This is a genomic window from Streptomyces luteoverticillatus (assembly GCF_003970715.1).
In the GTDB taxonomy this organism is placed as follows: domain Bacteria; phylum Actinomycetota; class Actinomycetes; order Streptomycetales; family Streptomycetaceae; genus Streptomyces; species Streptomyces abikoensis.
In genome coordinates this window covers 317,262-341,077 of the sequence record NZ_CP034587.1, presented here as the reverse complement: position 1 = coordinate 341,077, position 23,816 = coordinate 317,262, and the positions used below count along the sequence as shown (strand labels likewise).

18 protein-coding genes and 1 pseudogene are annotated in these 23,816 nt (G+C 72.6%); 3 read left to right on the top strand and 16 right to left on the bottom strand.

Going from position 1 to position 23,816, the window contains the following annotated elements:
* Positions 1-8: 8 nt before the first annotated feature.
* The 13 genes and pseudogenes from EKH77_RS01525 to EKH77_RS01465 all read right to left on the bottom strand — a co-directional run bounded on the left by EKH77_RS01525 (position 9) and on the right by EKH77_RS01465 (position 15,732).
* Positions 9-2,084 (bottom strand): PTS fructose transporter subunit IIABC, encoded by a 2,076-nt coding sequence (locus EKH77_RS01525; protein ID WP_126912631.1) that lies wholly within the window; start codon positions 2,082-2,084, stop codon positions 9-11.
* A 62-nt stretch (positions 2,085-2,146) separates the two neighbouring features.
* Positions 2,147-3,090 (bottom strand): annotated as a pseudogene (pfkB, locus tag EKH77_RS01520) (1-phosphofructokinase).
* Positions 3,087-3,848, bottom strand: coding sequence for a DeoR/GlpR family DNA-binding transcription regulator (locus EKH77_RS01515; RefSeq protein ID WP_126912630.1), 762 nt, complete (start codon positions 3,846-3,848; stop codon positions 3,087-3,089). Before EKH77_RS01515 ends, pfkB begins: the two are co-directional and overlap by 4 nt.
* Before the next feature lie 123 nt (positions 3,849-3,971).
* A complete protein-coding gene (locus tag EKH77_RS01510) occupies positions 3,972-6,701 on the bottom strand; it encodes a M4 family metallopeptidase (RefSeq protein ID WP_240667172.1) in 2,730 nt (909 codons plus the stop codon).
* 106 nt (positions 6,702-6,807) lie between these two features.
* Positions 6,808-7,533 carry a transglycosylase SLT domain-containing protein gene (locus tag EKH77_RS01505; protein WP_126912629.1) on the bottom strand — a complete coding sequence of 242 codons (726 nt, stop codon included), beginning with the start codon at positions 7,531-7,533 and terminating at the stop codon, positions 6,808-6,810.
* Between the two features lie 289 nt (positions 7,534-7,822).
* Positions 7,823-8,680 carry a class I SAM-dependent methyltransferase gene (locus EKH77_RS01500; protein ID WP_126912628.1) on the bottom strand — a complete coding sequence of 286 codons (858 nt, stop codon included), beginning with the start codon at positions 8,678-8,680 and terminating at the stop codon, positions 7,823-7,825.
* 69 nt (positions 8,681-8,749) lie between these two features.
* The gene (locus EKH77_RS01495) at positions 8,750-9,010 is read right to left on the bottom strand and encodes a hypothetical protein (protein WP_126912627.1); all 261 of its coding nucleotides are present in this window, start codon (positions 9,008-9,010) and stop codon (positions 8,750-8,752) included.
* A complete protein-coding gene (locus tag EKH77_RS01490; protein WP_126912626.1) occupies positions 9,007-9,768 on the bottom strand; it encodes a TNT domain-containing protein in 762 nt (253 codons plus the stop codon). The genes EKH77_RS01495 and EKH77_RS01490 overlap by 4 nt, the downstream gene beginning before the upstream one ends.
* A gap of 121 nt (positions 9,769-9,889) precedes the next feature.
* Positions 9,890-10,960: an ETX/MTX2 family pore-forming toxin gene (locus tag EKH77_RS01485; protein ID WP_240667171.1), complete on the bottom strand. Its 1,071-nt coding sequence runs from the start codon at positions 10,958-10,960 to the stop codon at positions 9,890-9,892.
* A gap of 144 nt (positions 10,961-11,104) precedes the next feature.
* Positions 11,105-12,205 carry an FAD-dependent oxidoreductase gene (locus EKH77_RS01480; RefSeq protein WP_164737691.1) on the bottom strand — a complete coding sequence of 367 codons (1,101 nt, stop codon included), beginning with the start codon at positions 12,203-12,205 and terminating at the stop codon, positions 11,105-11,107.
* Positions 12,202-13,857, bottom strand: a complete 1,656-nt coding sequence (locus EKH77_RS01475) for a methionine--tRNA ligase (RefSeq protein WP_126912625.1) — start codon at positions 13,855-13,857, stop codon at positions 12,202-12,204. The genes EKH77_RS01480 and EKH77_RS01475 overlap by 4 nt, the downstream gene beginning before the upstream one ends.
* A gap of 90 nt (positions 13,858-13,947) precedes the next feature.
* Positions 13,948-14,298, bottom strand: coding sequence for a cupin domain-containing protein (locus tag EKH77_RS01470; protein ID WP_126912624.1), 351 nt, complete (start codon positions 14,296-14,298; stop codon positions 13,948-13,950).
* A 42-nt stretch (positions 14,299-14,340) separates the two neighbouring features.
* Positions 14,341-15,732, bottom strand: a complete 1,392-nt coding sequence (locus EKH77_RS01465) for a lysine N(6)-hydroxylase/L-ornithine N(5)-oxygenase family protein (RefSeq protein ID WP_126912623.1) — start codon at positions 15,730-15,732, stop codon at positions 14,341-14,343.
* Positions 15,733-15,989: 257 nt separating this feature from the next.
* Here EKH77_RS01465 and EKH77_RS01460 point away from each other — a divergent pair, with 257 nt between their 5' ends.
* The 3 genes from EKH77_RS01460 (at position 15,990) to EKH77_RS01450 (ending at position 19,995) form a co-directional block, all read left to right on the top strand.
* Positions 15,990-16,637 carry a pyridoxamine 5'-phosphate oxidase family protein gene (locus EKH77_RS01460; protein WP_240667170.1) on the top strand — a complete coding sequence of 216 codons (648 nt, stop codon included), beginning with the start codon at positions 15,990-15,992 and terminating at the stop codon, positions 16,635-16,637.
* 95 nt (positions 16,638-16,732) lie between these two features.
* Entirely contained in the window at positions 16,733-18,112 is a 1,380-nt protein-coding gene (locus EKH77_RS01455; RefSeq protein WP_126912621.1) for a diaminobutyrate--2-oxoglutarate transaminase, read from the top strand.
* Positions 18,113-18,324: 212 nt separating this feature from the next.
* Positions 18,325-19,995 carry a pyridoxal phosphate-dependent decarboxylase family protein gene (locus tag EKH77_RS01450; RefSeq protein ID WP_430981021.1) on the top strand — a complete coding sequence of 557 codons (1,671 nt, stop codon included), beginning with the start codon at positions 18,325-18,327 and terminating at the stop codon, positions 19,993-19,995.
* Positions 19,996-20,046: 51 nt separating this feature from the next.
* Here EKH77_RS01450 and EKH77_RS01445 read toward each other — a convergent pair whose 3' ends face one another.
* The 3 genes from EKH77_RS01445 to EKH77_RS01435 all read right to left on the bottom strand — a co-directional run bounded on the left by EKH77_RS01445 (position 20,047) and on the right by EKH77_RS01435 (position 23,733).
* Positions 20,047-20,643 (bottom strand): HD domain-containing protein, encoded by a 597-nt coding sequence (locus tag EKH77_RS01445; protein WP_126912620.1) that lies wholly within the window; start codon positions 20,641-20,643, stop codon positions 20,047-20,049.
* A 17-nt stretch (positions 20,644-20,660) separates the two neighbouring features.
* A complete protein-coding gene (locus tag EKH77_RS01440) occupies positions 20,661-21,545 on the bottom strand; it encodes an NAD(P)-dependent oxidoreductase (RefSeq protein WP_126912619.1) in 885 nt (294 codons plus the stop codon).
* Positions 21,546-21,714: 169 nt separating this feature from the next.
* Positions 21,715-23,733, bottom strand: a complete 2,019-nt coding sequence (locus EKH77_RS01435; RefSeq protein WP_126912618.1) for a transglycosylase domain-containing protein — start codon at positions 23,731-23,733, stop codon at positions 21,715-21,717.
* Positions 23,734-23,816 lie beyond the last annotated feature (83 nt).

Genomic DNA, 23,816 nt, shown 5'->3' with positions numbered 1-23,816 from the left:
CGGCGACGTCAGGCGGTGGCCACCGCCGCCGGCGTCGTCGCCTCCGGCTGGGGCTCCGTCTCCGGCTCCTGGCCGCGCAGGCCCTTGAGGAGGACGACCAGCGCCGCGCCGACCGCGGTGCCCGCCGCGATCGCGACGAGGTACAGCAGCGGCTGCCCGATCAGCGGGACGACGAAGGCGCCACCGTGCGGGGCTCGCAAGGTGCAGCCGAACGCCATGGACAGAGCGCCCGTCACCGCGCCGCCCGCCATCGCGGACGGGATCACCCGCAGGGGATCCGCCGCCGCGAAGGGGATCGCGCCCTCGGTGATGAAGGAGGCGCCCAGCACCCACGCGGCCTTCCCGTTCTCCCGCTCGGCGCGGGTGAACAGCCGGCCGCGCACGGCCGTGGCCAGGGCCATCGCCAGCGGCGGCACCATCCCGGCCGCCATGACCGCCGCCATCACCTTCAGACTGCCCGCGTTGGGGTCGGCCAGCCCGCCGACCGCGAAGGTGTACGCGCACTTGTTCAGCGGGCCCCCGAGGTCGAAGCACATCATCAGGCCCAGCACGGCACCCAGGACGACCGCGTTCGTCCCCGACAGGCCGCCCAGCCAGTCGGTGAGCGCCTTCTGGAGCGCGGCGACCGGCTTGCCGACCACCAGGAACATCAGGAACCCGACCACCGCCGAGGAGAGCAGCGGAATCACCACCACGGGCATGATGCCGCGCAGCGCGGGCGGCACGGTCACCCGCCGGACGCCCAGGACGGCCGTCCCCGCGAGGAGACCGGCGATCAGCCCGCCCAGGAAGCCCGCGTTCACGGTGAGGGCGATCGAACCGCCGACGAAACCGGGCACGAGACCGGGCCGGTCGGCCATCCCGTAGGCGATGTAGCCCGCCAGCACCGGCACCAGGAACGCGAAGGCGGCCCCACCGGTCTGGAAGAACAGCGCGGCCCAGCTCGCGGACTCGGTCCACAGGAAGTGGTCGGCGACGGACGGCGCCTTGTTCACCTGGTAGCCCCCGACGGCGAAGGCCAGGGCGATCAGCAGACCGCCCGCCGCGACGAACGGCACCATGTAGCTCACGCCCGTCATCAGCCACGTGCGCAGCCGGGTGCCGAACCCGTCGCCCGCCCGGGCCCCGGCGTCCATGGGCGCGGCGGCCGGGCGCGCCGCCGGGACACCGCCGGCCGCCGCCAGCGCGCGGACCTCGGCGATCAGCTCGCCGGGCCGGTTGACGCCCGCCTTCACGCCGACGTCCACGGTGGGCTTGCCCGCGAAACGGGCCCGCTCCCGCACCTCCACGTCATGGGCGAGGATCACGCCGTCGGCCGCCGCGACGACCGCCGGATCGAGCCGCGTGAACCCGGCGGAGCCCTGCGTCTCGACGGCGATCTCCACCCCCACGTCCCCGGCGGCCCGCCGCAGGGCCTCGGCGGCCATATAGGTGTGGGCGATCCCGGTCGGGCAGGACGTGACGGCGACGAGACGGAACGGCTGCGAGCCGTGGGCGTCGCCTGCGGCGGCCTCGCCGACGCCGGGGGTGTCGCCGCCGGGGGTCCCGGACGAGTCCGGCGCCTGGGCGGTCTCCGGGGCGACGCCCGGTTCTCGAACCCCGGCCGGCTGCCCCGCCCGGACCTCCTCCCGCGCCGGAGGCGTGTCGTCGCCGCGCAGCAGCGCCGCCACCGCCTCCGCGCTCTCCGCCGCCCGCAGGGCGCCCGTGAACTCCGTGTCCATCAGCTGCCGCGCCAGCGCCGACAGGATGGTGAGGTGGTCGCTGTCGGCGCCCGCCGGGGCGGCTATCAGGAAGATCAGGTCCGCCGGGCCGTCCGGCGCCCCGAAGTCGATGCCGGCGGACGCGCGGCCGAAGGCCAGCGTGGGCCGGGTGACGTGCTCGCTGCGGCAGTGGGGTATGCCGATGCCGCCGTCGAGCCCCGTCGGCATCTGGGCCTCGCGCGCCGCCACGTCGGCCAGGAAGCCCTCCAGATCCGTGACGCGGCCCAGCGCCCGCATCCGTTCGGCGAGCGAGCGCGCCGCCGCTTCCTTCGTACCGGCGGACAGGTCCAGATCGACCAGTCCGGCCGTGATCAGTTCACTCATCGCGGGCTCCCTTGCACGCGCTGACGCCCGGGGGCGGTGGGGGACAGAAGAGGGGCTGAGGATTACGCGGGCTCGGCCAGCGCGCGGTCGTACGGCACCGTCGCCGTGACCGTCACCGCCTCCGGCACGAGATCGGCCGGGCCCGGCATCACGCTGCCGGGCAGCCCCACGGCCGCCGCGCCGTGCGCGAGGGCCGAGGCCAGGGCGGCGGGGCCGGTCCCCCCGGCGACGAGGAAACCGGCCAGGGACGCGTCACCCGCCCCGACATCGCTGCGCACGGCGGCGACGGGCGCCGTCCCGAAGTGCGTACCGCTGTCGTCGACCAGTAGCTGACCGTCCGCGCCGAGGCTGGCCAGGACCGCCCGCGCGCCCAGGGCCCGCAGCTCCTCCGCCGCGTCGGCCACGTCGCCGATCGTGGCCAGCGGACGGCCGACGGCCTGGGCGAGCTCGTGGACGTTGGGCTTGACGACGTCCGGGCGCTCCCGCAGGGCGGCGGTGAGCGCGGGCCCCGAGGTGTCCAGGGCGATCCGGGACCCGCCCGCGTGCGCGGCGGCCACCAGCCGCCCGTACCACTCGGGGCCAGGCCGCGCGGCAGGCTGCCGCAGCAGGCCACCCAGTCCGCGCGGGCCGACCGCGCCCCCACGGCGGCGAGCAGGGCGTCCGCCTCGGCCGGGGCCAGCACGGGACCCGCGGCGTTGATCTTGGTGAGGGTGCCGTCCGGTTCGGCGACGGCGACGTTCACGCGCGTCGAGCCGCGGACGGGCACGCCCGCCACCTCGATGCCGTGCTCGTCCAGCAGCCGCTCCAGCAACGCGCCCTCCGCGCCGCCGAGCGGCAGCACCGCGACCGTGGGCCGCCCGGCGGCGGCCACGGCACGCGAGACGTTGACGCCCTTGCCACCCGGGTCCACCCGGTCGGCACCGGCCCGCAACACCGCGCCGCGCTCCAGCCGGGGCACCTCGAAGGTGCGGTCCAGGCTCGGATTGGGAGTGACGGTGACGATCACGCGCGGACCACCGCCGGCCCGGCCAGCTCCACGGCCCGGGCGTCCTCGGCCGACAGGCCCGCGTCGGTGACGACCACGTCCACGTCGGCCAGGTCGCCGAAGCGCGCGAAGTGCCGCCGACCGTACTTGCCGGAGTCGGCGAGCAGCACCACACGCCGCGCCGCGCCCGCCGCCGCCCGCTTGACGGCGGCCTCCGCCAGGTCGGGCGTCGTCAGACCGCCGTCGAGGGAGAAACCGTTGGTCGCCAGGAAGGCCACGTCCGCGTGGATCTCGGCGTACGCGCGCAGCGCCCACTCGTCCACGGCGGCGCGCGTCCGGCGCCGTACCCGGCCACCGACGAGGTGCAGCGCGATGCCCGGGTGGTCGGCCAGCCGGGCGGCGACCGGCAGGGCGTGGGTGACGACGGTGAGGGAGGAGTCCAGGGGGAGCAGCCCGGCGAGGCGGGCGGCCGTCGTACCCGCGTCGATGATCACGCTGCCGTCGGCGGGGAGCTCGGCGAGCGCGGCCCGCGCGATGGCGTCCTTCTCGTCCGCCGCCGTGGTCTCGCGCTCGGCGAGATCCGGCTCGAAGTCGAGCCGCCCGGCGGGGATGGCGCCACCGTGGACCCGCCGGACGAGCCCGGCCCGGTCGAGGGCCTTGAGGTCGCGCCGCACCGTCTCGGCGGTGACCCGGAAGTCCTGGGCGAGGGAGAGCACCTCCACCCGGCCGCGCTCGCGGGCGAGGCGCAGGATCTCCTGCTGACGCTCGGGTGCGTACATGAGGGATTACTTCCGTTCGATGCCCGAATCTGTGGTTTCCGCTCACCTTAGTGGCTCAACGAAGGTGAAGTAAACAGAATCGGGCAATCAAACGGGCATGATCGGGCATCGCATGCGGCTCGTTCAGCCGCAGTTCCCCGCCGGCCGGGACCGGGTGACGAGGTCGGGGTACCCGGTGGTGGCGTCGATCCACACCACCCGCGTGCCACCCGCCGCGGCCGCCCCCAACTGCTCACCCCGGTCGCAGGAGACACGGCCCTTGCGCGAGCCGTCGGTCGAGAACTGCCACAGTTTGGACAGCGTCTCGCTGCGGAGGGCGCTGTCCGGCGTCCTCGCCGTGACGGTCACCGCGTCCTCGGAGGCCGTCAGACCCACGCCGTACAGCGCGTCCTCACCCTGTCCCGGGCTGATGTCCACGACGCCCGTGCCGTCGAGGCCCACGCGCCGCACGGCCGTCCGGTCGCTGTCCTTGACGTCCTTGACCAGCCAGAAGACATGCTTGCTCGTGATCGCGGTCTGCCCCAGACCGGACGGTGTACCGATCTGCGGCAGCACCGTCACCTTGCCGGTCGCGATGTCCAGCAGCTTGGTGTCCTGGCGGTAGACGCCGTAGACGCGGCCCGAGTCGGTGTAGGCGATCCGGCCGTTGCTCAGGGACGGCCGTACCGTCGCGGCCCAGAGCCTGCCCGACGCCGGTTGGACCTCCGTCGGCTCGATCTCACCGACGCGCAGGTACACCACGCGGTTGCCGCCCTTGCGCTGACCGATCTCGAAGACCACGTCCTTCCCCTCGATCCGCGGCGAGTGGACTCCGTGCCGGTCGGCGTACAGCTTCTTGATGGGGCCGCCCGCGATCGGCCGCGCCAGGACCTCCACCCGATTGCCCCGGTACGCCACCCAGACCACCGTCCTGCCGTCGGTGGCCGGCTCGACGTGGTCCCGGCCGTCATTGGGGCTGATCCGCCTCTTCTCGCCCGTGCCGTCCGTACGCCCGGCCCAGATCGAGTTGGCCTCGGTGCCGCTCTCGTTCGACGCCGGCGCGACCCACCAGCCGCCGCCCGCGCCCACGTTCGTCCTGTCGCTGGTGACCCTGCCGAGGAGCCGGTCGGTGTCCACGCCGATGGCGAGCTCCCAGCCGGGGACGATGCCGTGGGCGGTGAAGGCCCGTTCGACGGCCCTGAGGTCCTTGCCCGTGACGCCGAGCTCCCTGGCGGCGGCGATGACGGCGTCGCGGCCCTCGGTGAAGCCGTCCAGCGGGGTCATATAGCCGGTGAGCGCCCGGTGGACGATCCTGTCGGCGAGGGCGCGGTCGAGGTCCTTGCGGATGTCCCAGAGGGCGCCGGAGAAGATGGTGGAGTTGAGGTGGACGCCGCCGTTGTCGGTGGTAAAGCCCACGCCGACGAAGGACTTGGCGGTCGTCCTGCCGTCGTTCATGTCCCGGACGGCGCACTCGCGCGGGGACTTGGTGCGGCACAGGGTCTCGCCCAGCAGTCCCGATGCGGGGTCGTCCATGGACGTGCCCCGGGCGTCGGTCTCGATGGCGGCGCCGAAGTAGTCCGCGACCGCCCCGGCGAGCGCTCCGGACTGGCCCGCGTGGACGAGCCCGGCGGTGCGCTCGACGACGCCCTGCGTCATCACGTGGCCGACCACGTCCAGGGCGGCGGAGAACGGGCGGTACTCCGCGTCACCGTTGCCGTACGCCGCCTTGGTGCCGGCCCAGAAGGCGTTCTTGAGCGGGTGCCCGTAGTCCCAGACGCCCACCAGGGAGTTGACCGCCATGCCCCGGCCGTCGATGCCGTCCCGGCCGAGGACGGACTTGTAGTAGTCGAGGACCCTGCCCGCCGCCCAGTGGGCGTCGACCGCGCCGGTCTCGGTGGCCTCCTTGCCGAAGGCGGGGGTCGCCGAGCCGAACTCCTTGAGGTCGGCCGGCCAGGTACCGGCCACCTCGCCGGGGCCCCTGTGGCGCGCGTCCCAGGTGGCGATGGGCTTCCTGTCGCCGTCCCGCGTCCGTGAGTAGTCGCGCATGACGTATTCCTTGCGCGCCTCGTCGCGGTCCAGCCGCAGCTCGACAGTCGTCCCGTCCGCCCTGACACCGGAGCCCAGCGCTCCGGGCCCCGGCGCGGGCGGCCGGGGCGCGTCGGGTGTGCCGTTGGGGTCGTACGGGCCGGTGGGGAAGTTCCGTGAGGGCACGTCGAACGTCCTGATACTGCTGTACTCGAGGACCGGATAGCCGTCGGCGGCGTCGATGTAGACCTCTTCCAGCACCGGCGCCCCGGAGGCCGGGTCCGTGCCGCGCACGGTGACGTGCCGGGTGAGCACGCCCGTACCTCTGGGCAGGACGACCAGGCCACGCGCGGTGCCGGTCAGCGGCTCCGCTCCGGCGCTCTCGTCCTCCTGTCCCTGCCGGGCGTCGAGCCGAGTGAGCGTGGCGTCGACGGCCCGCTCGACAGCGATTTCCTCACTCACTTCGGGCGTGGTGTCGGTGGTGAGCGCTGTGAAGTACTTGCCGGACGCGCCGGTCACGACACGTTTACCGCTCTGACGCTGCATGCGAACGACGTACTGCCCGCCGAGAACATCGACGCCCCGGTGTTTCTGCTGGAACCGCACCGTCTCCGAGGCGCCGGAGGCGGTGGTCAGCAGGGGCGCCAGGTCGCGTTTCCCCTGGGCGGCGAGATGGGCGAGCGCGGCGTCCGCCGCGCTCCCGGTGTCCGCCGTCGGCGGCCCGGCGGCCGCGCCGGCGGGCGGCGCCGGGACGACGAGTGCGGCGGCGCTGATCAGCGCCGCCGCACTTGTGATGCGAGCTCTCGGTCTTGCCGTCCGTCTTGCCGTCCGTGCTCTTCGCTCGCGCAAGGTTCCCCCTCAAGCTGCAGGAACAACTGTGGGCGGAGCCATGCAAGCGGTGGTGCGTCGGCCCATCAATGGGCCGGGTTGTCGCGCGAGTGGAATCTGGCCTTGATCAGTACGCGGAGTTGACGTTGTCCATGGAGCCGTACTTGTCGGCGGCGTAGGCGCAGGAGGCGGTGATGTTGGCGACCGGGTCGTAGATGTCCCAGGAGGTGCCCTCGACGTGATACGCCTTGAACGTCGGGTCGATGATCTGCAGCAGGCCCTTCGACGGCACACCGTTGACGGCGTTGACGTCCCAGTCGTTGATCGCACGCGGGTTACCCGTGGACTCACGCATGACGTTGCGCTTGATGCCGTCGTAGGAAGCCGGGATGCCCTTGGCGCTCAGGATGTCCATGGACTGCTTGATCCAGCCGTCCAGGTTGTCCGCGTAGGCCTTCTTCGCCGGGGCGGCCGGCTTGGCGGCGGGGGCGGTGGGCTTGAGGGCCTTGCGCTCGGTGGAACGGTTGGCGCGCTCCTGGTCGGCCTTGGCCTTCGCGTCGGCCTTGGCCTTGGCGTCGGCGGCGGCCTTGTCGGCGGCGGTCTTCGTGGCGGCCTCGGCGGTGGTCTTGGCCTGCGCGATGGCGGCGTCCGTCTGCTGGGCGATCTCGGCCTGCTGGGTCTCACCGAAGGAGCCGGCGCTCTGCGCCACCGTCTTCAGCGTGTGGGTGTCGGCGGCGGTGGCCGGGACGGCGGCCAGGGCGACAGCGGCACCGGCGGCCACCAGGACAGCGGTGGCGGAGATCTTGTGGGCCTTGGGCAGAGCGGTATAGCCGGAGGAGATGGTGGAGCGCATAACTGAGCTGAACCTTCCAATCGCGGATATCGCCGGTGGCCGTCATTGGCGCGAAGAGAGCGCCGTTTCTCGATCGACGGCGCCAGGCGACCCCGTAATTGTTAGCGGCGGCGAAAGCCCATGGCAAAGGTGTGACCTACTACGCCACACCCAAGAAAACCAGGTTCAGACCACCCGCGAATGTCCAATTTGCCCCACCGTGCGGAAGCGCCCACCACTACCCCGCCTCGTATGTGACCCGGCTCTCATGGCCGGGCTCACATCGCGGCCCCCTCGCCGTCACCGCACGTCATGCGGCATGCGCGTGGCGTGCGTGGAAGATGCCCCAGCGGAGCAGGCCGTCGCGGCAGGCGTCCACCCACAGGGGCAGGTTCTCCAGGAGACCCGCCAGATAGCCGGCGCTGATGACGCCGCCGAGCTCCGTCGCCCGGTGCCGGGTCTCCTCGGTGAGCCGTGTGTAGTGGGTGAGCAGCTGCTCGCTCAGGTCGTCGAAGTCGACCCGCGCCAGCCCGAGCGCCGTGAGCCTGCCGCGGTAGAACGAAGGGGTGGCCAGGGCGTCCACCTCCAGCCGCGCGATCGTCCGGCTCAGGGCCTCCGGAGGGGTGTCCTCGCCCGCCATCAGGTCCGTGAAGACCAGGTCGCCCTGGGGAGTCAGCACGCGGACCGCCTCGCGCAGCAGCCCCTGGCGATCGCCGCTGTGGCAGAACGCCTCCTGGGACCACACCACGTCGAAGTGCCCGTCCGCGAAGGGAATGTCCTGGAACGACCCCGTGACGACCTCGATGAGGCCGTCCAGCCCGCGCTCGGCGTTGACCCTGCGGTGGTGCTCGTTCTGGTTCTCGCTGATGTTGAGGGCGACGACGCGGCAGCCGAAGCGTTCGGCCAGGTAGCGGGTGGGTCCGCCGTAGCCGGAGCCCAGGTCGAGGATCCGGCACTCCGGGCCGAGCCGGGCCAGGCGTTCCGCGATCTTGTCGGCCGCCCGCTCGATCGTCCGGTGGGAGGCGGCCGCGACGGGCTCCCGCTCGTGGGTGTAGATCCCGGTGTGGATGTCCTCGCCACCCCAGATCCGGGCGTAGAAGGCGTCGACGTCACCGGTGTCGTAGTAGCGTCGCGCCGCGGCGACGGGGTCCGTGCTGTCGTGAGGCATGGTGGTGTCCTTGCGCGGTCGGTTCGTTTCGCAGGGTTCGCAGGGTCGCGGGGGGCGTGGATGCCCGGCTCATTCTTCGCCGGGGAGCAGGTGCCGCAACAGATGGCCGCAGGCGGCCGCTTCCTCCGACGCGGGGAAGCGGGCCGTCACGGCGTACTCCCCGCGTTCGAAGAGACCGGTCTCCCACATCCCGGCGCGCAGGCGCAGGAAGTGGAAGTCGGGCAGCGGCGCCGTGGGCTCGTGAACGCCCTCGATGGAATAGAGGCGGTCGTTCACCCCTGCCGCGCGCAGCGCCGCGCACGCCCGCCGCCGGTCCAGCGGTTCGGTCATCCCGTCGTGGCGCTCGTGGCGGCGCTCGAGCCGGTGCTCGTGTCGGCGCGCTTGAGGTAGCCGTTGTCGACCAGCCACTTCACGCTGAGCTTCGGGGTGGGGGCGCCGGGCACCAGGGCCGGGTCGAGCTGGATCTGTTGGCCGCCGCCCGGCTGCTCGAACCACGCGGCGATGCCGCCCTGCCAGACCGTGAAGGCCTTGGCGACGGTGTAGACGTGGTAGTTGCAGGGGTACTTGTCGTCGATGGTCTGGAGGCTGTCCGGCGGCAGGGCGCGCTGGGAGTACGGGGCGCCGGCGGGGGCGAGGAAGGAGCCGCCCTCGTGGCCGAAGCGGTCGAGCTTCTGGCCGGCCTTGAGCTGCGTCTTGTTCTTGTCGAGCTTGCCACCGTGCTTGGCGAAGCCGTCGTCCGGCGGGTACCACCAGGTGGGCTTGGCGGTCCAGTAGGTGTTCAGGAACGCGTCGGGCTTGAGGCCTCCGGTTCTCTTGTAGCCCTTGAGTAGCGGTCCGACGGGCTTGGCCGAGGGGCCGGGGAGGGTGTTGGCGGCGGGGCCGAGCTGGGGGTTCTTCGTGTCGAACGCGCCCGTGCACAGCTTGGCCCGGAGGTCGGCTGCCTTCGTCCCGCCGCCCGCTCCCATGGCGGCCGTGGGGACGCGGCCCCGGCCGTCCTCCGCCGGAGCGGCGGTCGCGGGGCCGGCGAGCAGCGAGCCGGTCAGCGTCGCGCCGCAGACCGCCACGAGTAAGCGTATTCGGGTGTTCATGCTTCCCTCTTCCTTCCGGTACACGAAGAGCACGGCAACCCCATGGGTCACCGTGCTCTCGCATGTTCTCCCGGACCCCGGCCGCGCAGGCAGACCAAGATCAGCCAGATGAAGAGGAGGCTCAGCGTCCGGGGACGCTCGCCTTCTTTCCGGTCCGGTCGAGGGCGACGGGGATCGTCTGCGTCTCGACGCCGCGCTTCTGCCGGCCGTCGAGCGGCTTCTGGACGGCGTTGATGTTGAGGGACACGCCCTGGCCGCCGCTGAACTTGCCGCTCGCGAAGGCGCTCACGCCGTCCGCCGTGATCTCGTAGCCGGTCACGTCGACGATGCCGTTGTCCCGGCAGTCACGGAGGACCTGCTCGACGGGGACGAACCACAGCCAGTGGTTGTCGCCGTCGTGGTTGAGGTCGACCTTCTCGTTGAACCAGATGGCGACGTTTCCGCTGAGGCTGACGGTGGCGGTCCAGTCGATGTCGTACTTCTGGGTGCCGACCACGAGCGACGCCTCGACGACCGACTTCGCGGGGATCTTCAGCGGGAGGTCGACGCTCCAGTTCTGCGTCTCCTTGTGGGTGTACTCCTGCGTGGAGGAGAGGCTGGCCTCGATCGACGTGGTCTCGCTGACCTTGGCGACGGCGGGGATCTCCGCCGAGACCTCCATGGTCACGCCGATCTTCAGCGACTCGGTGACCGAGATCCGCAGGTCCTGCTCGGTGGTCTTGCTCTGCTTGTAGGTGACCTGCTGCTCGACGTCCGTGCCGTTGCGGTAGTTGGTCGCGACGGAGCTGACCTGACCCGGCACGGGGGAGGGGGCGTTGGGGTCGTAGACGATGCCGCTGTACTTCGCGGAGACCTGGTGCTGGTGGTAGTCGCCGAGGGCGCTCTGCTTGCCGTAGTCGGTGGACGCGGTGAAGCGGCAGCCGTTCGACTTGGGGAATCTCTCCCTGGCCAGCCACTTCCCCCACTCGTCCGATATCTCCTGGAGCGAGCGGACGGCGCCCTTGCCCTTGGCGCTCGCCTGCGCGCGGGGAGCGGCGCCGGCCGCGCTCGCGGTCGCTACGGACAGGGGGACGGCGGCGGCGACTCCGACAGCGGGAGCGAGCGCGAGAACGCGTCGTCGGGAGACATAACTCATTGAATTCCGTACCTTCTTGGGGTTGGTGGCGGAGGGGGCGAGTTGCTTGTCGATCATTGGATTCCGCTTATGCCCGTGCCGCCTAGGGACTTTGGTCCCGAAAACCCCGAGGGCCTCATTAAGTAACTTAAGAATCTCCCGACTTGGTCACGCCGTGCCGTCGGGCGGACGCGGACGGCCACGGACCGGTGAATTCGCGGCTCAGCGGAGGGCGAAGCGCGGCAGGGGCGCACACCGGCCCTCGACGACGTCGGCCACGTACTCGCCCCACGCCGGCCCGTGTTTGAAGCCGTGACCGGAGTCGCCGCCCACCAGCCAGACGTCCCGGCGGCCCGGATGCCGGGCGAGCAGGAAGTGCTCGTCCGGCATCAGCGCGTACGAGCAGACCTCGCGGCGCAGGACGGGGGAGTCGGCGAGGTGGGGGAGCCGGGCGCGGAGGTACTCCCGCAGGGCCCGGGGGATCTCCCCGGGGGACGGATCCGTGGCGGCGCGCGGGTCGGTCTCCACGTCCGGTACGACCTTGACGCCGAGCTCCCCGACCGCGGGGATCCCGTAGCAGCCGTGCGCCCGGTCCAGCCAGGCCGGCCGGCCCCCGAACCCGGACCCTGTCCCAGCCCCGGCCTCGTCCCCCGCCCAGGGGCCCCGGGGCCGCACGTACCAGCAGTCCTGGCGGTACGGGCGGACCGAGGTCAGCCCGGGGAACAGCGCGGGCAGCGCCGGCCCGACCGCCCAGAGGGTCAGGTCGGCGCGCAGCGGCTCGCCGTCCACGACGGCCGTGCCGCCGTCGGGCACGGCGGCCCCGCGCAGCAACTCCGCCCCCCGCTCCCGGGCGGACCCGGCGAGCGCGCGCGTCGCCGCCCGTGCCAGGAGCACGCCGGCCTCCGGCTCGAACAGGGCCGTGCCGCTCCCGCCGCCGTCGAAGCCCGGGAAGCGGCGGGTCACGGCAGCGGCGGTCAGCGTCTCGACCGGTACGCCGAGGCGGCGCAGCGCTGCCGCGCTCGCCCGCTCCCAGCCGTCGCCGTCGCGGGGACCCAGGGTGAGGACGCCGGTGGGCAGCAGGAGCCGTCGGCGGGACTCCCGTTCCAGCTCCCGCCACCCCGTGGTCGCCCGGTGGGCGAGGTCCGTGTACCAGTCGTCGGTGCCGTGGGAGAGCCGCAGGATGCGGGTCTCCGCGCTCGAAGCTCCCTCCGTGCCGGGTTCGTTGGGGTCGAGGACGCGCACCGACCAGCCGCGGAGGGCGAGCGCGCGGGCGGTGGCCAGGCCGAAGACCCCCGCCCCGACCACCAGGGCCGTACGGGTCACGACGCCATGACCCGCGCTTCGAGGTCTGCGGGCAGCGGGGTGAAGAAGCGGGCCGCGGTGTCGACGCGCACGCCGGCGGCGGGCGTCCGGACGCCGTCCCAGCGCGGCTCGCCGGTCTCGCCGAGGGCGGTCCACAGCCGGCTCGCGAAGTCCGGCATGACCGGGTGGGCGAGCTGGGCGAGCGTCCGCGCGGCGGCGGCCTCGGCGGCGAGCGCGGCGCCGGCCCGGCCGGAGCCCGCGCCCGAGTCGCGGGTGCGGCTCTGGGAGGCGGCGAAGTCCTGGGCGAGGCTGACCAGTTCGCGCAGCAGGCGGGTGGCGCGGCGGGGGGAGAAGTCCGCGGCGGAGTAGGCGTTCAGGCAGTCCTCGGCGACACGCTCCAGCAGCCGCAGGAACCGCTCCTGGGAGGGCAGCGGGTCGCCCGCCGGTATCGCCCCCCCGGCCTGCGTCTCGATCCGGGTGAACAGGTCGGTCAGCCAGGACTGCCAGCGCCCGGCCAGCTCGCCGTCGGCCAGCTCGTGGAAGCGCTCCCAGCCGAACGACGTCCGCTCGCTCTCGGGGCGGTCGTGGGAGAGGACGAAGCGGGCGGTGTCGGCGGGCACGGCGGCCAGCAGATCGTTCGCCCAGACCGCGTGGCGGCGGCTGGTGGAGAACTTGGACGAGCCCAGCTGGTAGAACTCGTTGGTCACCAGCGCCCGGGGCAGCTGGAAGTCGGGGTCGTAGGCCATCAGCAGCGCCGGCTGGAGCAGGGCGTGGAAGTAGCCGTTGTCGAAGCCGAAGAACTGGACGATCTCGGTCCGCGGGTCGTTCCACACCGAGCGCCACTCGTCCGCGTCCCGGCCTGTCGCGCGCAGCGCCTCGGCCAGCTCGGCGAAGTAGCCGGGCATCATCTCGGCCCAGACGTAGATCCGGTGGTCCTCGAAGCCGGGGACGGGCATCGGCAGGCCCCAGTCGGTGGGGTGGCCTACGGGGATGTCGGGCAGGCCCCGCTCGATCATGTCCGCGCAGAGGGCCTCGAGCTGCGGGCTCATGGCGGTGGCCGCGTGGAAGGCGCGCAGCCGGTCGGCGTACTCGCTCAGCGGGAAGACCAGCCGCTCGACGGGCCGCTCCTCGGGCGTGCCGCCGCAGGCGTTGCAGACGGGCGCGACGACGTCGGTGACCCGGTTGGGCAGCGCGCAGTTCTCGCAGGAGTTGCCGTCGCTGGCGCTGCCGCAGTGCGGGCACTTGCCGGTGAGGTGGGCCTCGAAGAGGTAGCGCTCGCAGTCGCCGCAGAACAGGGCCTGCTCGGTGCGGACGCGCAGCGCCCCCCGGTCGTACAGCCGGGCGAAGAACTCGCCGACGATGCTCCGGTGGAGCTCCGAGCGCCAGGGCCGGACGTAGGCGTCGGGCGTGAAGCGGGCGGAGTCGAAGATCCTGGCGATCTCGTCGGCGAAGCCTTCCGCCATCTCCAGGGGGTCGGTGCCGTCCCGGCGGGCCTTGGTGGGCACATAGCTCTGGTGGAGGTCGGAGCCGGTCACGAACAGGCCGTCGGCGCCGAGCAGGCGGTGGGCGCGGATCCGGATGTCGGCGCCCGAGTAGGGGCCCGACAGATGGCCGAGGTGGAGGTCGCCGTTGGGGGTGGGCGGTGCGGCGGTGACCAGGGTGAAGGAGGGCATGGCGGGGCTCCGGATCGGAAGTCTCGGCGGAGAGGGGGTGCGGACGGCGGCGGGACTCGGAGGCCGATGGGACTCAGGGGCCGATGGGACTCAGAGGTCGATGGGGCCGTGGTCCGTGGGCCAGTAGACGGAGAGGAAGACCAGCCGCTCGGTGTCGCTGGCGTTGCGCACGTGGTGGAGGCTGCCGGCCGGGAGCAGCGCGGTGACCTCGGGGCCGACCTCGCACTCCTCGCCGTCGACGGTCAGGACGCCGTGGCCGGAGAGGAACACGAACATCTCGTGGTCCTCGTGGTGGTGCGGCTCGGTGGCTCCGCCCGGTTCGACCACGGCGCGGCCCACGCCCCAGGGAGCGAGTTCCTCACCGCCGTTGGGGTAGATCTGCTGGAAACGGATGCCGTAGGCGTCGACCAGCTGGTCTTCGCCCGTCTTCCTGATCAGCATGGCTGCTCCGGAGGGTAGGGAAGCGGGAAGAGGAACGGGGGATCAGCGGTGGGCGGCCGAGCCGGCCGTGTCGCCGGCGCCCTCGGCGGACCGTCCGGCGTGCGGGATCCCGAAGGTGGTGAACGCGGTGCGCGAGGGCAGCGGGTGGACCTCACGGCCCGTGAGGGTGTTGAGGATGACGGCCGAGCGCCAGGCGGCGAGCCCCAGGTCGGGGGCGCCGACGCCGTGGGTGTGCCGTTCCGCGTTCTGGACGAAGACGGAGCCGGTGACCGGACCGTCGAGGGCCAGCCGGTAGTCGGCGTCGACCACCGGGCGTCCGGACGAGTCGCGGACGAGGTAGGGGTCCAGGCCGCGCAGCAGGCCGTCGCTGGGGCGCTCGGCGTATCCGGTGGCGAGGACGACCGCGTCGGTCGTCACCGTCTCGCGGCCGCCCTCCTGGACGTGCTCCAGCTCCAGCTCGATCCGCCCCTCATGGGTCCGTCCGCCGCGGACGGCGGTGGCGGGGCGCAGGACGGCGTCGGGCCAGCCGCCGGTCAGGGTGCGCCGGTAGAGCTCGTCGTGGATGTCGCCGATGGTCTCGCCGCTGATGCCCTTGTACAGCTGCCACTGCTGCGGCAGCAGCCGGTCGCGGGTCTCCTGGGGGAGCCGGCGGAAGAAGCGGGTGTAGTCCGGGGTGAACTGCTCCAGGCCCAGCTTCGAGTACTCCATGGGGGCGAAGGAGGGGGAGCGGCTGATCCACTGGAGGCCCTCGGCGCCGTCGGGCCGGGCGCGCAGCAGGTCGAGGAAGACCTCGGCGCCGGACTGGCCGGATCCGATCACGGTGACATGGCGCTTGGTGAGCAGCTCCGCGCGGCGGGAGAGGTAGTCGGCGGAGTGGAAGGCGGGGACGGCCGGGTCGTCCGTCAACGGCCGCAGCATCGACGGAATGGCGGGTTCCGTGCCGATGCCGAGCACCAGGTTGCGGGTGTGGCCCCGGCCGGCCAGGACCTCGTCGCCGTTCTCGTAGGTGTAGTCGACGGTGAACACCCGGTGCCGCTCGTCCCATGTGATGGCGTCGACCTGGTGGCCGAAACGGCACTGGGCCAGCTCCTCGCTCACCCAGCGGCAGTACGCGTCGTACTCGGCGCGGTGGATGTGCAATTGCTCGGAGAAGTAGAACGGGAAGAGCCGCCCGATCGCCTTGAGGTAGCCGAGGAAGGACCAGGGGCTCGTCGGGTCGACCAGGCTCACCAGGTCGGCCAGGAACGGGACTTGGAGCGTCGTACCGTCGATCATCAGCCCCGGATGCCAGCGGAATTCCTGCGTCCGCTCCAGGAAGGCCGTCCGCAGACCGGGCACGCCGTCGGCCATCGCGGCGAGCGACAGGTTGAACGGGCCGATTCCCACGCCCAGAAGGTCGAGCGGCTCCGCCGGGGAGTGCATCTCTGTCGTCATTCCCACTCTTTCGTGCCAGGGGTTCCAGGATCCGGAGGCGGAGGTTCGTCACAGGACGGACCGCTCGAACACCTTTGCCCACGTGGCAGCGAAAGGCAAGTAATCCTTTGGTATTTGCGTTGCTCACGATGGATTCGGCGCGGCCGTGGCCCCCGGGGCAAGAGATCTCTTGCCAAAAGCCCGCAGGACGGGCAGGCTGACGCATCGTGTTCGAACATGATCCAGATCAGGCCACCGAACCGTCCGACACCCTCGCCGTGACCGAACGCACCCGCCACCGCCGCCTGCGCGAGCAGGGCGGCACGAGCCGGGCCGAACTCGACGCCATCCTCCGGGCCGGATTCCTGTGCCACCTGGGGGTGATGGTGGACGGCGCGCCCATGGTCGTCCCCACCGTCTACGGCACGGACGGCACCACGATCTACTTCCACGGCTCCGTCGCCAGCCGCAGCCTCGTCGCCTCGCCCGAGGCCACCGTCTGCCTGACGGTCACTCACGTCGACGGACTGGTCCTGGCCCGCTCCGTCTTCGAGCACGGCGTCAACTACCGCAGCGCCATGATCTACGGCGTGCCGAGAGCCGTGGCCGACCCGGAGGAGAAGCTCGCCGGACTGCGCTGCCTCACCGAGCACGTCACCCCCGGCCAGTGGGACTACGCCCGCCGGCCCAGCCGCAAGGAACTCGCCGCGACCGCCCTGCTCGCGCTGTCGCTGGACGAGGCCTCGGTGAAGGTCCGCACCGGCCCGCCCGACGACGGCGACGGCCCAGACGCCGAACTGGGCGTCTGGGCGGGCGTCCTGCCCCTCCGGCAGACCTGGGGCGCCCTCGAGGCCGACCCCGCGCTGGCCGAGGGCATAGCCGCCCCCGCCCACCTCGCCGACCGCGTCGACCGTCCGCTCGGCTGACTCCTTCCCGTCCCCTTTCTCCCTCCCGCCCGGCTCCCACGACCGCTCCGCAAGCGTCGGGCCCCACGTCTGCCCGGATCCACAGGAGTTACCCGATGACCCTCGCCACCGGCAACGCCCTCGACGCCAAGGACGCCGTCCTGCGACGGCAGCACAGCCGCGAGTCCTCCGCCCGCACCTACGCCCGTACCTTCCCGATCGTGCCGGTGCGCGCCGAAGGCATGACGGTGGAGGGCGCGGACGGACGGCGCTACCTGGACTGCCTCTCCGGCGCGGGCACCCTCGCGCTGGGCCACAACCACCCGGTCGTCCTGGAGGCGATCCGGCGGACCCTCGACAGCGGCGCCCCGCTGCACATGCTCGACCTCGCCACCGCGGACAAGGACGAGTTCACCAGCGCCCTCTTCGAGAGCCTGCCCAAGGGCTTCGCCGACCGCGCCCGCGTCCACTTCTGCGGCCCCGCCGGCACCGACGCCGTCGAAGCGGCCCTGAAGCTGATGCAGACCGCGACCGGCCGCCGTGGCCTCCTCGCCTTCACGGGCGCCTACCATGGGATGACCGCCGGCGCGCTGGCCGTGACCGGCAACGTCGGCGTGAAGGAGCCGCTGCCCAGCGGCGGCGAGGTGACCCGCCTGCCCTACCCCTACGACTACCGTTGCCCCTTCGGCGTGGGCGGCGAGCGCGGCGCGGAACTGTCCGCCGCCTATGTCGAGCGCCTCCTCGACGACCCGGCGGGCGGGGTGCTGCCGCCCGCCGCGATGATCCTGGAGGCCGTCCAGGGCGAGGGCGGCGTCGTCCCGGCCCCCGACGCGTGGATGCGCGAGATGCGGCGGATCACCGCCGAGCGCGGCATCCCGCTCGTCGTCGACGAGGTCCAGACCGGCGCCGGGCGCACGGGCGCGATGTGGGCCGTCGAGCACAGCGGGATCCTCCCCGACGCGATGGTCCTCTCCAAGGCCATCGGCGGCAGCCTGCCGCTGGCCGTGGTCGTCTACCGCGAGGACTACGACGGCTGGCAGCCCGGCGCCCACACCGGCACCTTCCGCGGCAACACCCTCGCCATGGCCGCCGGCGCGGCCACCCTGCGCCACATAGCCGCCGAAGGCCTCGCCGAGCGCGCCGCGCTCGTCGGCGCGAGGATGACGGCCCGCCTGGAGAGCCTCCGTGCCGCGCTGCCGGTCATCGGCGACGTCCGGGGCCGCGGCCTGATGCTCGGCGTCGAACTCGTCGACCCCGCCGCCGAGCCCGACACCTGCGGCGCCCGCCCGGCCGACCCCCACCTCGCCGCCCGCGTCCGCGCCGCCTGCCTCAGCCGCGGCCTGATCGTCGAACTCGGCGGCCGGCACGACGCCGTGCTGCGCCTGCTGCCGCCGCTGACCATCACGGACGAGCAGGCCGAAGCGGTGCTCGACCGGCTGGCCGACGCCATCGAGGAAGCGGCGACGGGCACGGAGATCGCGGGGGGCCGGGCGTGACACGCGAAATCCCCACTCCCGGTGACGGTCCCTTGCGGGACAGCGCTGACACGGCACGCGTCGCGAGCCCGTCGGCCACGCGCGCGGTGGCGGGCGGCACGGCCGCGCCCGGCGGGTCCGGCTCGTCCCAGGCGCCCGGCGTCCCGGAGGGCATCGCGTCGTCCGCCCTGTCCGACGGCACGGCCGCGCCCGGCACGGCAGGGGCTCCCGGCCTGTCAGGAGGCGGCGCGGCGCCCGGCCTGCCGGCAGGCGCCGCCCTCTCCGGCGGTGTCGCCGGACCCGACGCCCTGCGGCCGCTGCTCGACGCGGTGCTGGCCGGCCTCGCCGACGGCGCGGCGCTCCGCGGCGGGCCGCTGCCCGCCGGCGGCCCCGCCGGGGTCGCCGCCCTCGTCGCGGCCGCGCTCGGGGACCGGGAGCACCGGGCCACGAGCGCCACCGGCGAACCGGCCGAGCCCAGCGGCCAGGGCCACCCGGGTGAAGCCCTCGCCGACGACGGGAACCACCCGGCCCGAGGCCGCGCCGGCGAACCCGCCGTGCCCGACGACGTCCTCCGCCGGCTCACCGCCCTGCTCACCCGGGGCAGCGCCGACCCCGCCGACCCCGCCTGCGCGGCCCATCTCCACTGCCCGCCGCTCGCCCTCGCGGTCGCCGCCGACCTCGCCGTCAGCGCCCTCAACCCCTCCCAGGACTCCTGGGACCAGGCACCCGCCGCGACCGAGCTCGAGACCGCCCTCGTGCGTGACCTCGCCGCCCTCGTCGGCTACGACCCGGCGACGGCCGCCGGCGTGATCACCTCCGGTGGCACCGAGTCCAACCTCATGGGCCTGATGCTCTCCCGCGACCACGCCCTCGGCCGGGCCGGCGGACACGCCACCGAACTCGGCGGACTGCCCCGGGACCTGAGCCCCCGGATCTTCGCCTCCGAGGCCGCCCACTTCTCCGTCCAGCGCGCCGCCGCCGTCCTCGGCCTGGGGGAACGGGCCGTGACCGCCGTGCCCGTCGACCGCGACCTGCGCATGGACCCCGCCGCCCTGGACGTGCTCCTCAAGGAGGCCGTCGGCCGGGGCGAGACCCCGGTGGCGGTCGTGGCCACCGCCGGCACCACCGACACCGGCGGCATCGACCCCCTGCCGCAGCTCGCCGACATCGCCGAACGGTACGGCGTCTGGCTCCACGTGGACGCCGCCTACGGCGGCGGGGCGCTGCTCTCCGACCGGCTCGCCCCCCTCCTGGCGGGTGTCGAACGCGCCGACTCCCTCTCCCTCGACTGGCACAAGCTGGGCTGGCAGCCCGCCCCCGCCGGAGTCTTCCTGGTCCGGCGCGCCGAGACCTACGCCCCCCTGGCCCGCCGCGCCGTCTACCTCAACCCGGCCGACGACGAGGAAGCGGGCTACCCCAGCCTCCTGGGCCTCTCCCTGCGCACCACACGCCGCCCCGACGCCTTCAAGATCGCCGCGACCCTGGCGGCCCTCGGCCGCACCGGACTGGGCCGGCTCGTGGACACCTGCCACGACCTCGCCCACCACGCCGCGGCCACGGTCCGGGCCCACCCGCTGCTGGAGCTCCACACGACCCCGGTGCTCACCACCGCCGTCTTCCGCTACCGGCCCGCCTCCGGCCTCCCCGCCGACGCGGACCGCGTCAACGCGGCGCTGCGCCGCCGCCTGCTGACGGAGGGCCGGGCGGTCGTCGGCCGCACCGAACTCCCCGGCCGGGGCCCGGGCCGCGTACGGCTCAAGCTCACCCTGCTCAACCCGCACACCACCCCCGCCCAGGTGGACGCCCTGCTGGCCACCGTCGTGGCCGCCGGGCAGGCGGAGGAGCGCGACGAGGCCGAACGCGCCGGGGAACCGGAGGGGGTCCTGGAGGGGGTACCGGCCTAGGGCCCGACAGGTGGGACGCCTCCGCGCGCCGAACGGCGCGCGGAGTGCGTTCTACGCCCGCGCGTGCCCGTAGCGCTCGCTGAGCGTCGCGAGATCCGGTTCGCCGAACCGGGCGCGGAGGTCGTTGAAAACGCCGACCTTGTCCTCGCCGAACCGCCGCACATGGACGGCGTAGGAATCGGCGGAGAGGAACTTCGGCGGCGTGCTCTTCGTATGGAACTTGTCCGCGTACATCACCAACCGCTCCTCGCCGGTCTCGGCCAGATAATCGGCGACGGGCAGATCGAGTTTCTGGTGATGGATGTCCTCGCGGGAGATCCCCACCCCCGTGTGGCACGAACAGAACCGGCACAGCCGCTCCGGGAACCCCTCACCCCGCAGGATCTCGTGCCCGAGGACGCCGTGCCGGACGTAGTCGCGCGTATCGAGCCGGCCCGACGCGTCGAAGAGCCGGTAGACACCGATGTCGTGCAACAGCGCACCGGCGCGCACGAGACCGGCGTCCAGCCGGTGACCGGTACGCGGGAGCAACTGTTCCGCGATATGGCTGACGATCTCGCAGTGGGTGTGGACGAGTTCCAGCGCGGCCGGCGTCGGCGCGTACTTCTCATGCAGCGCGCGTATCTCCCGCGCCGTGGGAATGATCATCCGGACAGCCTAGCGATTCAGTGGTTCTCGCTCTTGCGGACGAATTCGACCAGCCGCGCGTAACTGTCGTCGCCGTGACCGGCCCCGACCGCGCGGCTCGTCAAGCGCTGGAGGAGATCCGGCAGACCCGGCTCCACGCCGCGCAGTTCGCTCGCGTGGGCGAGGAGGTTCATCATCGAAAGGTGGAGGGTCAGGGGGAATTCACCCCCCGGATAGCGGCCCGCGTCGATCTGCGAGGCATAGCTGTTCATCAGGGCGCCGACGCTCTTCATCCAGTGGTTGACCACGTCCGTGAAGTCCGTCGCCGTCACCCCGCCACCGGGACCCTCGGCGCCGATGAGCGCCACGCCGTGCAGCCAGCCCATCAGCGTGGACCACAGCAGGCCCAGCAGTGCGCTGTCGTAGACGGACGGCAGGGCGGGGTCGGTGCCCAGGTGCACCGGGTGGCCCAGCGCGGCGAGCGTCTCGCGGTGCTGGTCGAAGACGGCGCGCGGACCGCTGTAGAGCTGGAGGAAGTCCGGATCGCCGATGCCCGACGGCGTCGACATGAGCGCGCCGTCGAGATAGGCGATGCCGTGCCGCTCCGCCCAGGCGGCCGTCTCCCGCGCCTGCGGCGGCGAGCCGGAGGTGAGGTTGACGAGCGTGGAGCCCGCGAGGCCGGGGGCCAGCGGGCCGAGGACGTCCTGGGCCGCGTCGTACGCCGTCACGCAGATCACGACCAGCGGGCTCGCCGCCACGGCCCGGGCGGCCGACGGCGCCTCCACGGCGCCGCGCTCCTTCAGGGCGTCGGCCCTGCCCGCGGTCCGGTTCCAGACGGTCGTCCGGTGGCCGGCCGCCGTAAAGGCCCCGGCCAGTGTCGTCCCCATCGCCCCCAGCCCGAGGACGGTCACTTTCGAACCCACGATTCCCCCCTATTTCGTGAAGTCAAATGAGAATGGAGAAACCTGCCCTTGTGTAAGCATCTTCACCGATTCTCCCCGCGCCGCGATCCGTCTATCCATGCGGAATGACATGAGCGGACGACACCGGACGGCACACCAGTACCGTCCGGTCCGCCCGGCCCCGCCCGGCTCAGGATTTCCCCCGGGAATTCCTGGACGCCACGTACGCACCCATGTAATCCGTCCAGATCCGGGCCGGGAAGACGCTTCCACGCCGTGAATCCGCACCGCCCACATCGGACATGGGCAGCAACTGGGGCTCGTCCGGCTTCGTACGGAACATGGTCACCGCCGTGGACAGCTCCTCTGTGGAGCCGACGAACCATGCCGATCGGAGCCGGTCCTGGTCCCCGGTCCGGCCCGCCGCGAACGGGCCGACGGCCCGGGCGGTGCGCTCGTCGACGCCCTGCGCGTCCCCGACGCTCTGCTCCCCGGCCTCGCGCAGGGAGTCCGCGACCTCGGTCGCCACGCCCTCGGGCAGCGCCCGGCTCGCCTTCGCCCTGCTCTCGAAGCCGCCGACGGACCGGCCGTCCTTCACCAGCTTGGTCACCGAGTACGGGTCGTTCTGCAGCCCGCGGTTGACGAAGGTGCCGTAGCCGGCCGCCACGCGGATCGCGCTGGGTGTGGAGGTGCCGATGGGGAAGGTGTCGTCCAGCGGGGCCATGCTGTCCCTCAGCAGTCCGGCGGCGACGGCGGTGTCCCGCACCCGCTCCAGCCCCACGTCCCGGCCGAGCCGTGCGTACGTGGCGTTGCCCCCGGTGGCCAGGGCCTGGCGGAGCGTGGGGTGCGCGTCGTCGGGCCCGGGGGCGTCACCGGACGGCTGGACGAGCGTGCCGTCGTCCCCGTAGTGGCTGCCGGAGGTCACGTCCTGCCGCTCGCCGTCCCGGGAGGCACGCGCGCCGTGCCTCAGGGCGGCGGCCAGGACGAACGGCTTGAAGGCGGAGCCGGACGGGACGCCGGCGGTGTCGGCGTTGTTGACGAACCGCTTGGTGGCGTCCGGGCCCCCGTACAGCGCGAGCAGCGCGCCGTCCGAGGGCCGCACCGAGGCGGCGCCGACCTGGACGTGCGCGTCGGTGTCACGTTTCTTCGGGTCGATGTCCCGCTCCAGCACGTTCTCCACCGACTTCGTCAGCTGACGAGTCCGGTCCTTGTCGAACGTGGTGTGGATCCGGTAGCCGCCGTGGGCGAGGTCCTGGTCGGTGAGGAGGGCGCGCTGTTTGATGTATTTGTTGACGACGTCCACGAGGTAGCCGGTCTGGCCGCCCAGGCTGGTCGACGTGGACTTCTTGAGCGGCTCGGGGAACGTCCGGTACCGTTCCCGTTCCTCGCGTGACATCCGGCCGGTCGCGACCTGCCGGTCGAGGATCCACGCCCAGCGCTCCAGCGCCCGCTCGTGGTTCTTCGGCCCCGTGGAGGGGTCGTACAGCTCGGCGCCTTTCAGCAGCGAGGCCAGCAAAGCGCTCTGACTGGGATTCAGCTGTTTCGCGGGAATGCCGTAATAGGCCTGGGCGGCCGCGTCGATCCCATAGGCGCCGCGCCCGAACCAACTGGTGTTGAGATAGCCCTGAAGAATCTCCTGTTTGCTCTTCGAACGGTCCACCTTCAGCGCGATGACGAACTCCTTGGCCTTGCGGGAGACGGTCTTCTCCTGCGAGAGATAGGTGTTCTTCACATACTGCTGGGTGATGGTCGAGCCACCCTGGGTCTCCTGCCCCTGGACCGTACTGACCACGGCCCGCGCCAAGCCCTTGAAGGACACGCCGGAGTCACGGTAGAAGCTCTCGTTCTCGGCGGCTATCACCGCGTTCTGGGCGGAACTCGGCACGTCCGACAGCCGGATGATGGTCCGGTTGAGGGCGCCGGTGCTCACCATCTGCGTACCGTCGGACCAGTAGTAGATATTGGCCTCCTGACGGGCCGCCACGTTCTCGTCGGGGATGTCGACGCTCGTGTACACATAGGCGAACAGCCCGGCCGTCCCGCCCGCGCCGAGGACGAACACGGCCGAAGTCAGCCGCCACGACGGCAACCACCGCCGCACCCCGCGTCTGCCCCGGCGCGGATAGTCGACGAGCCGCCGCCCGGCCGCCGCTCCTTCCTTCCCTCGGCTGCGACTGCGCGGACGTGACGTATGCCGGTGCTTGCTCAAGGGCCGGTCGCTCCTCGAAGAGATGGCTCATCCTGACGTCAATTGTGATCACTGAGATGACGTCGAGCGATACCGGGTTGACC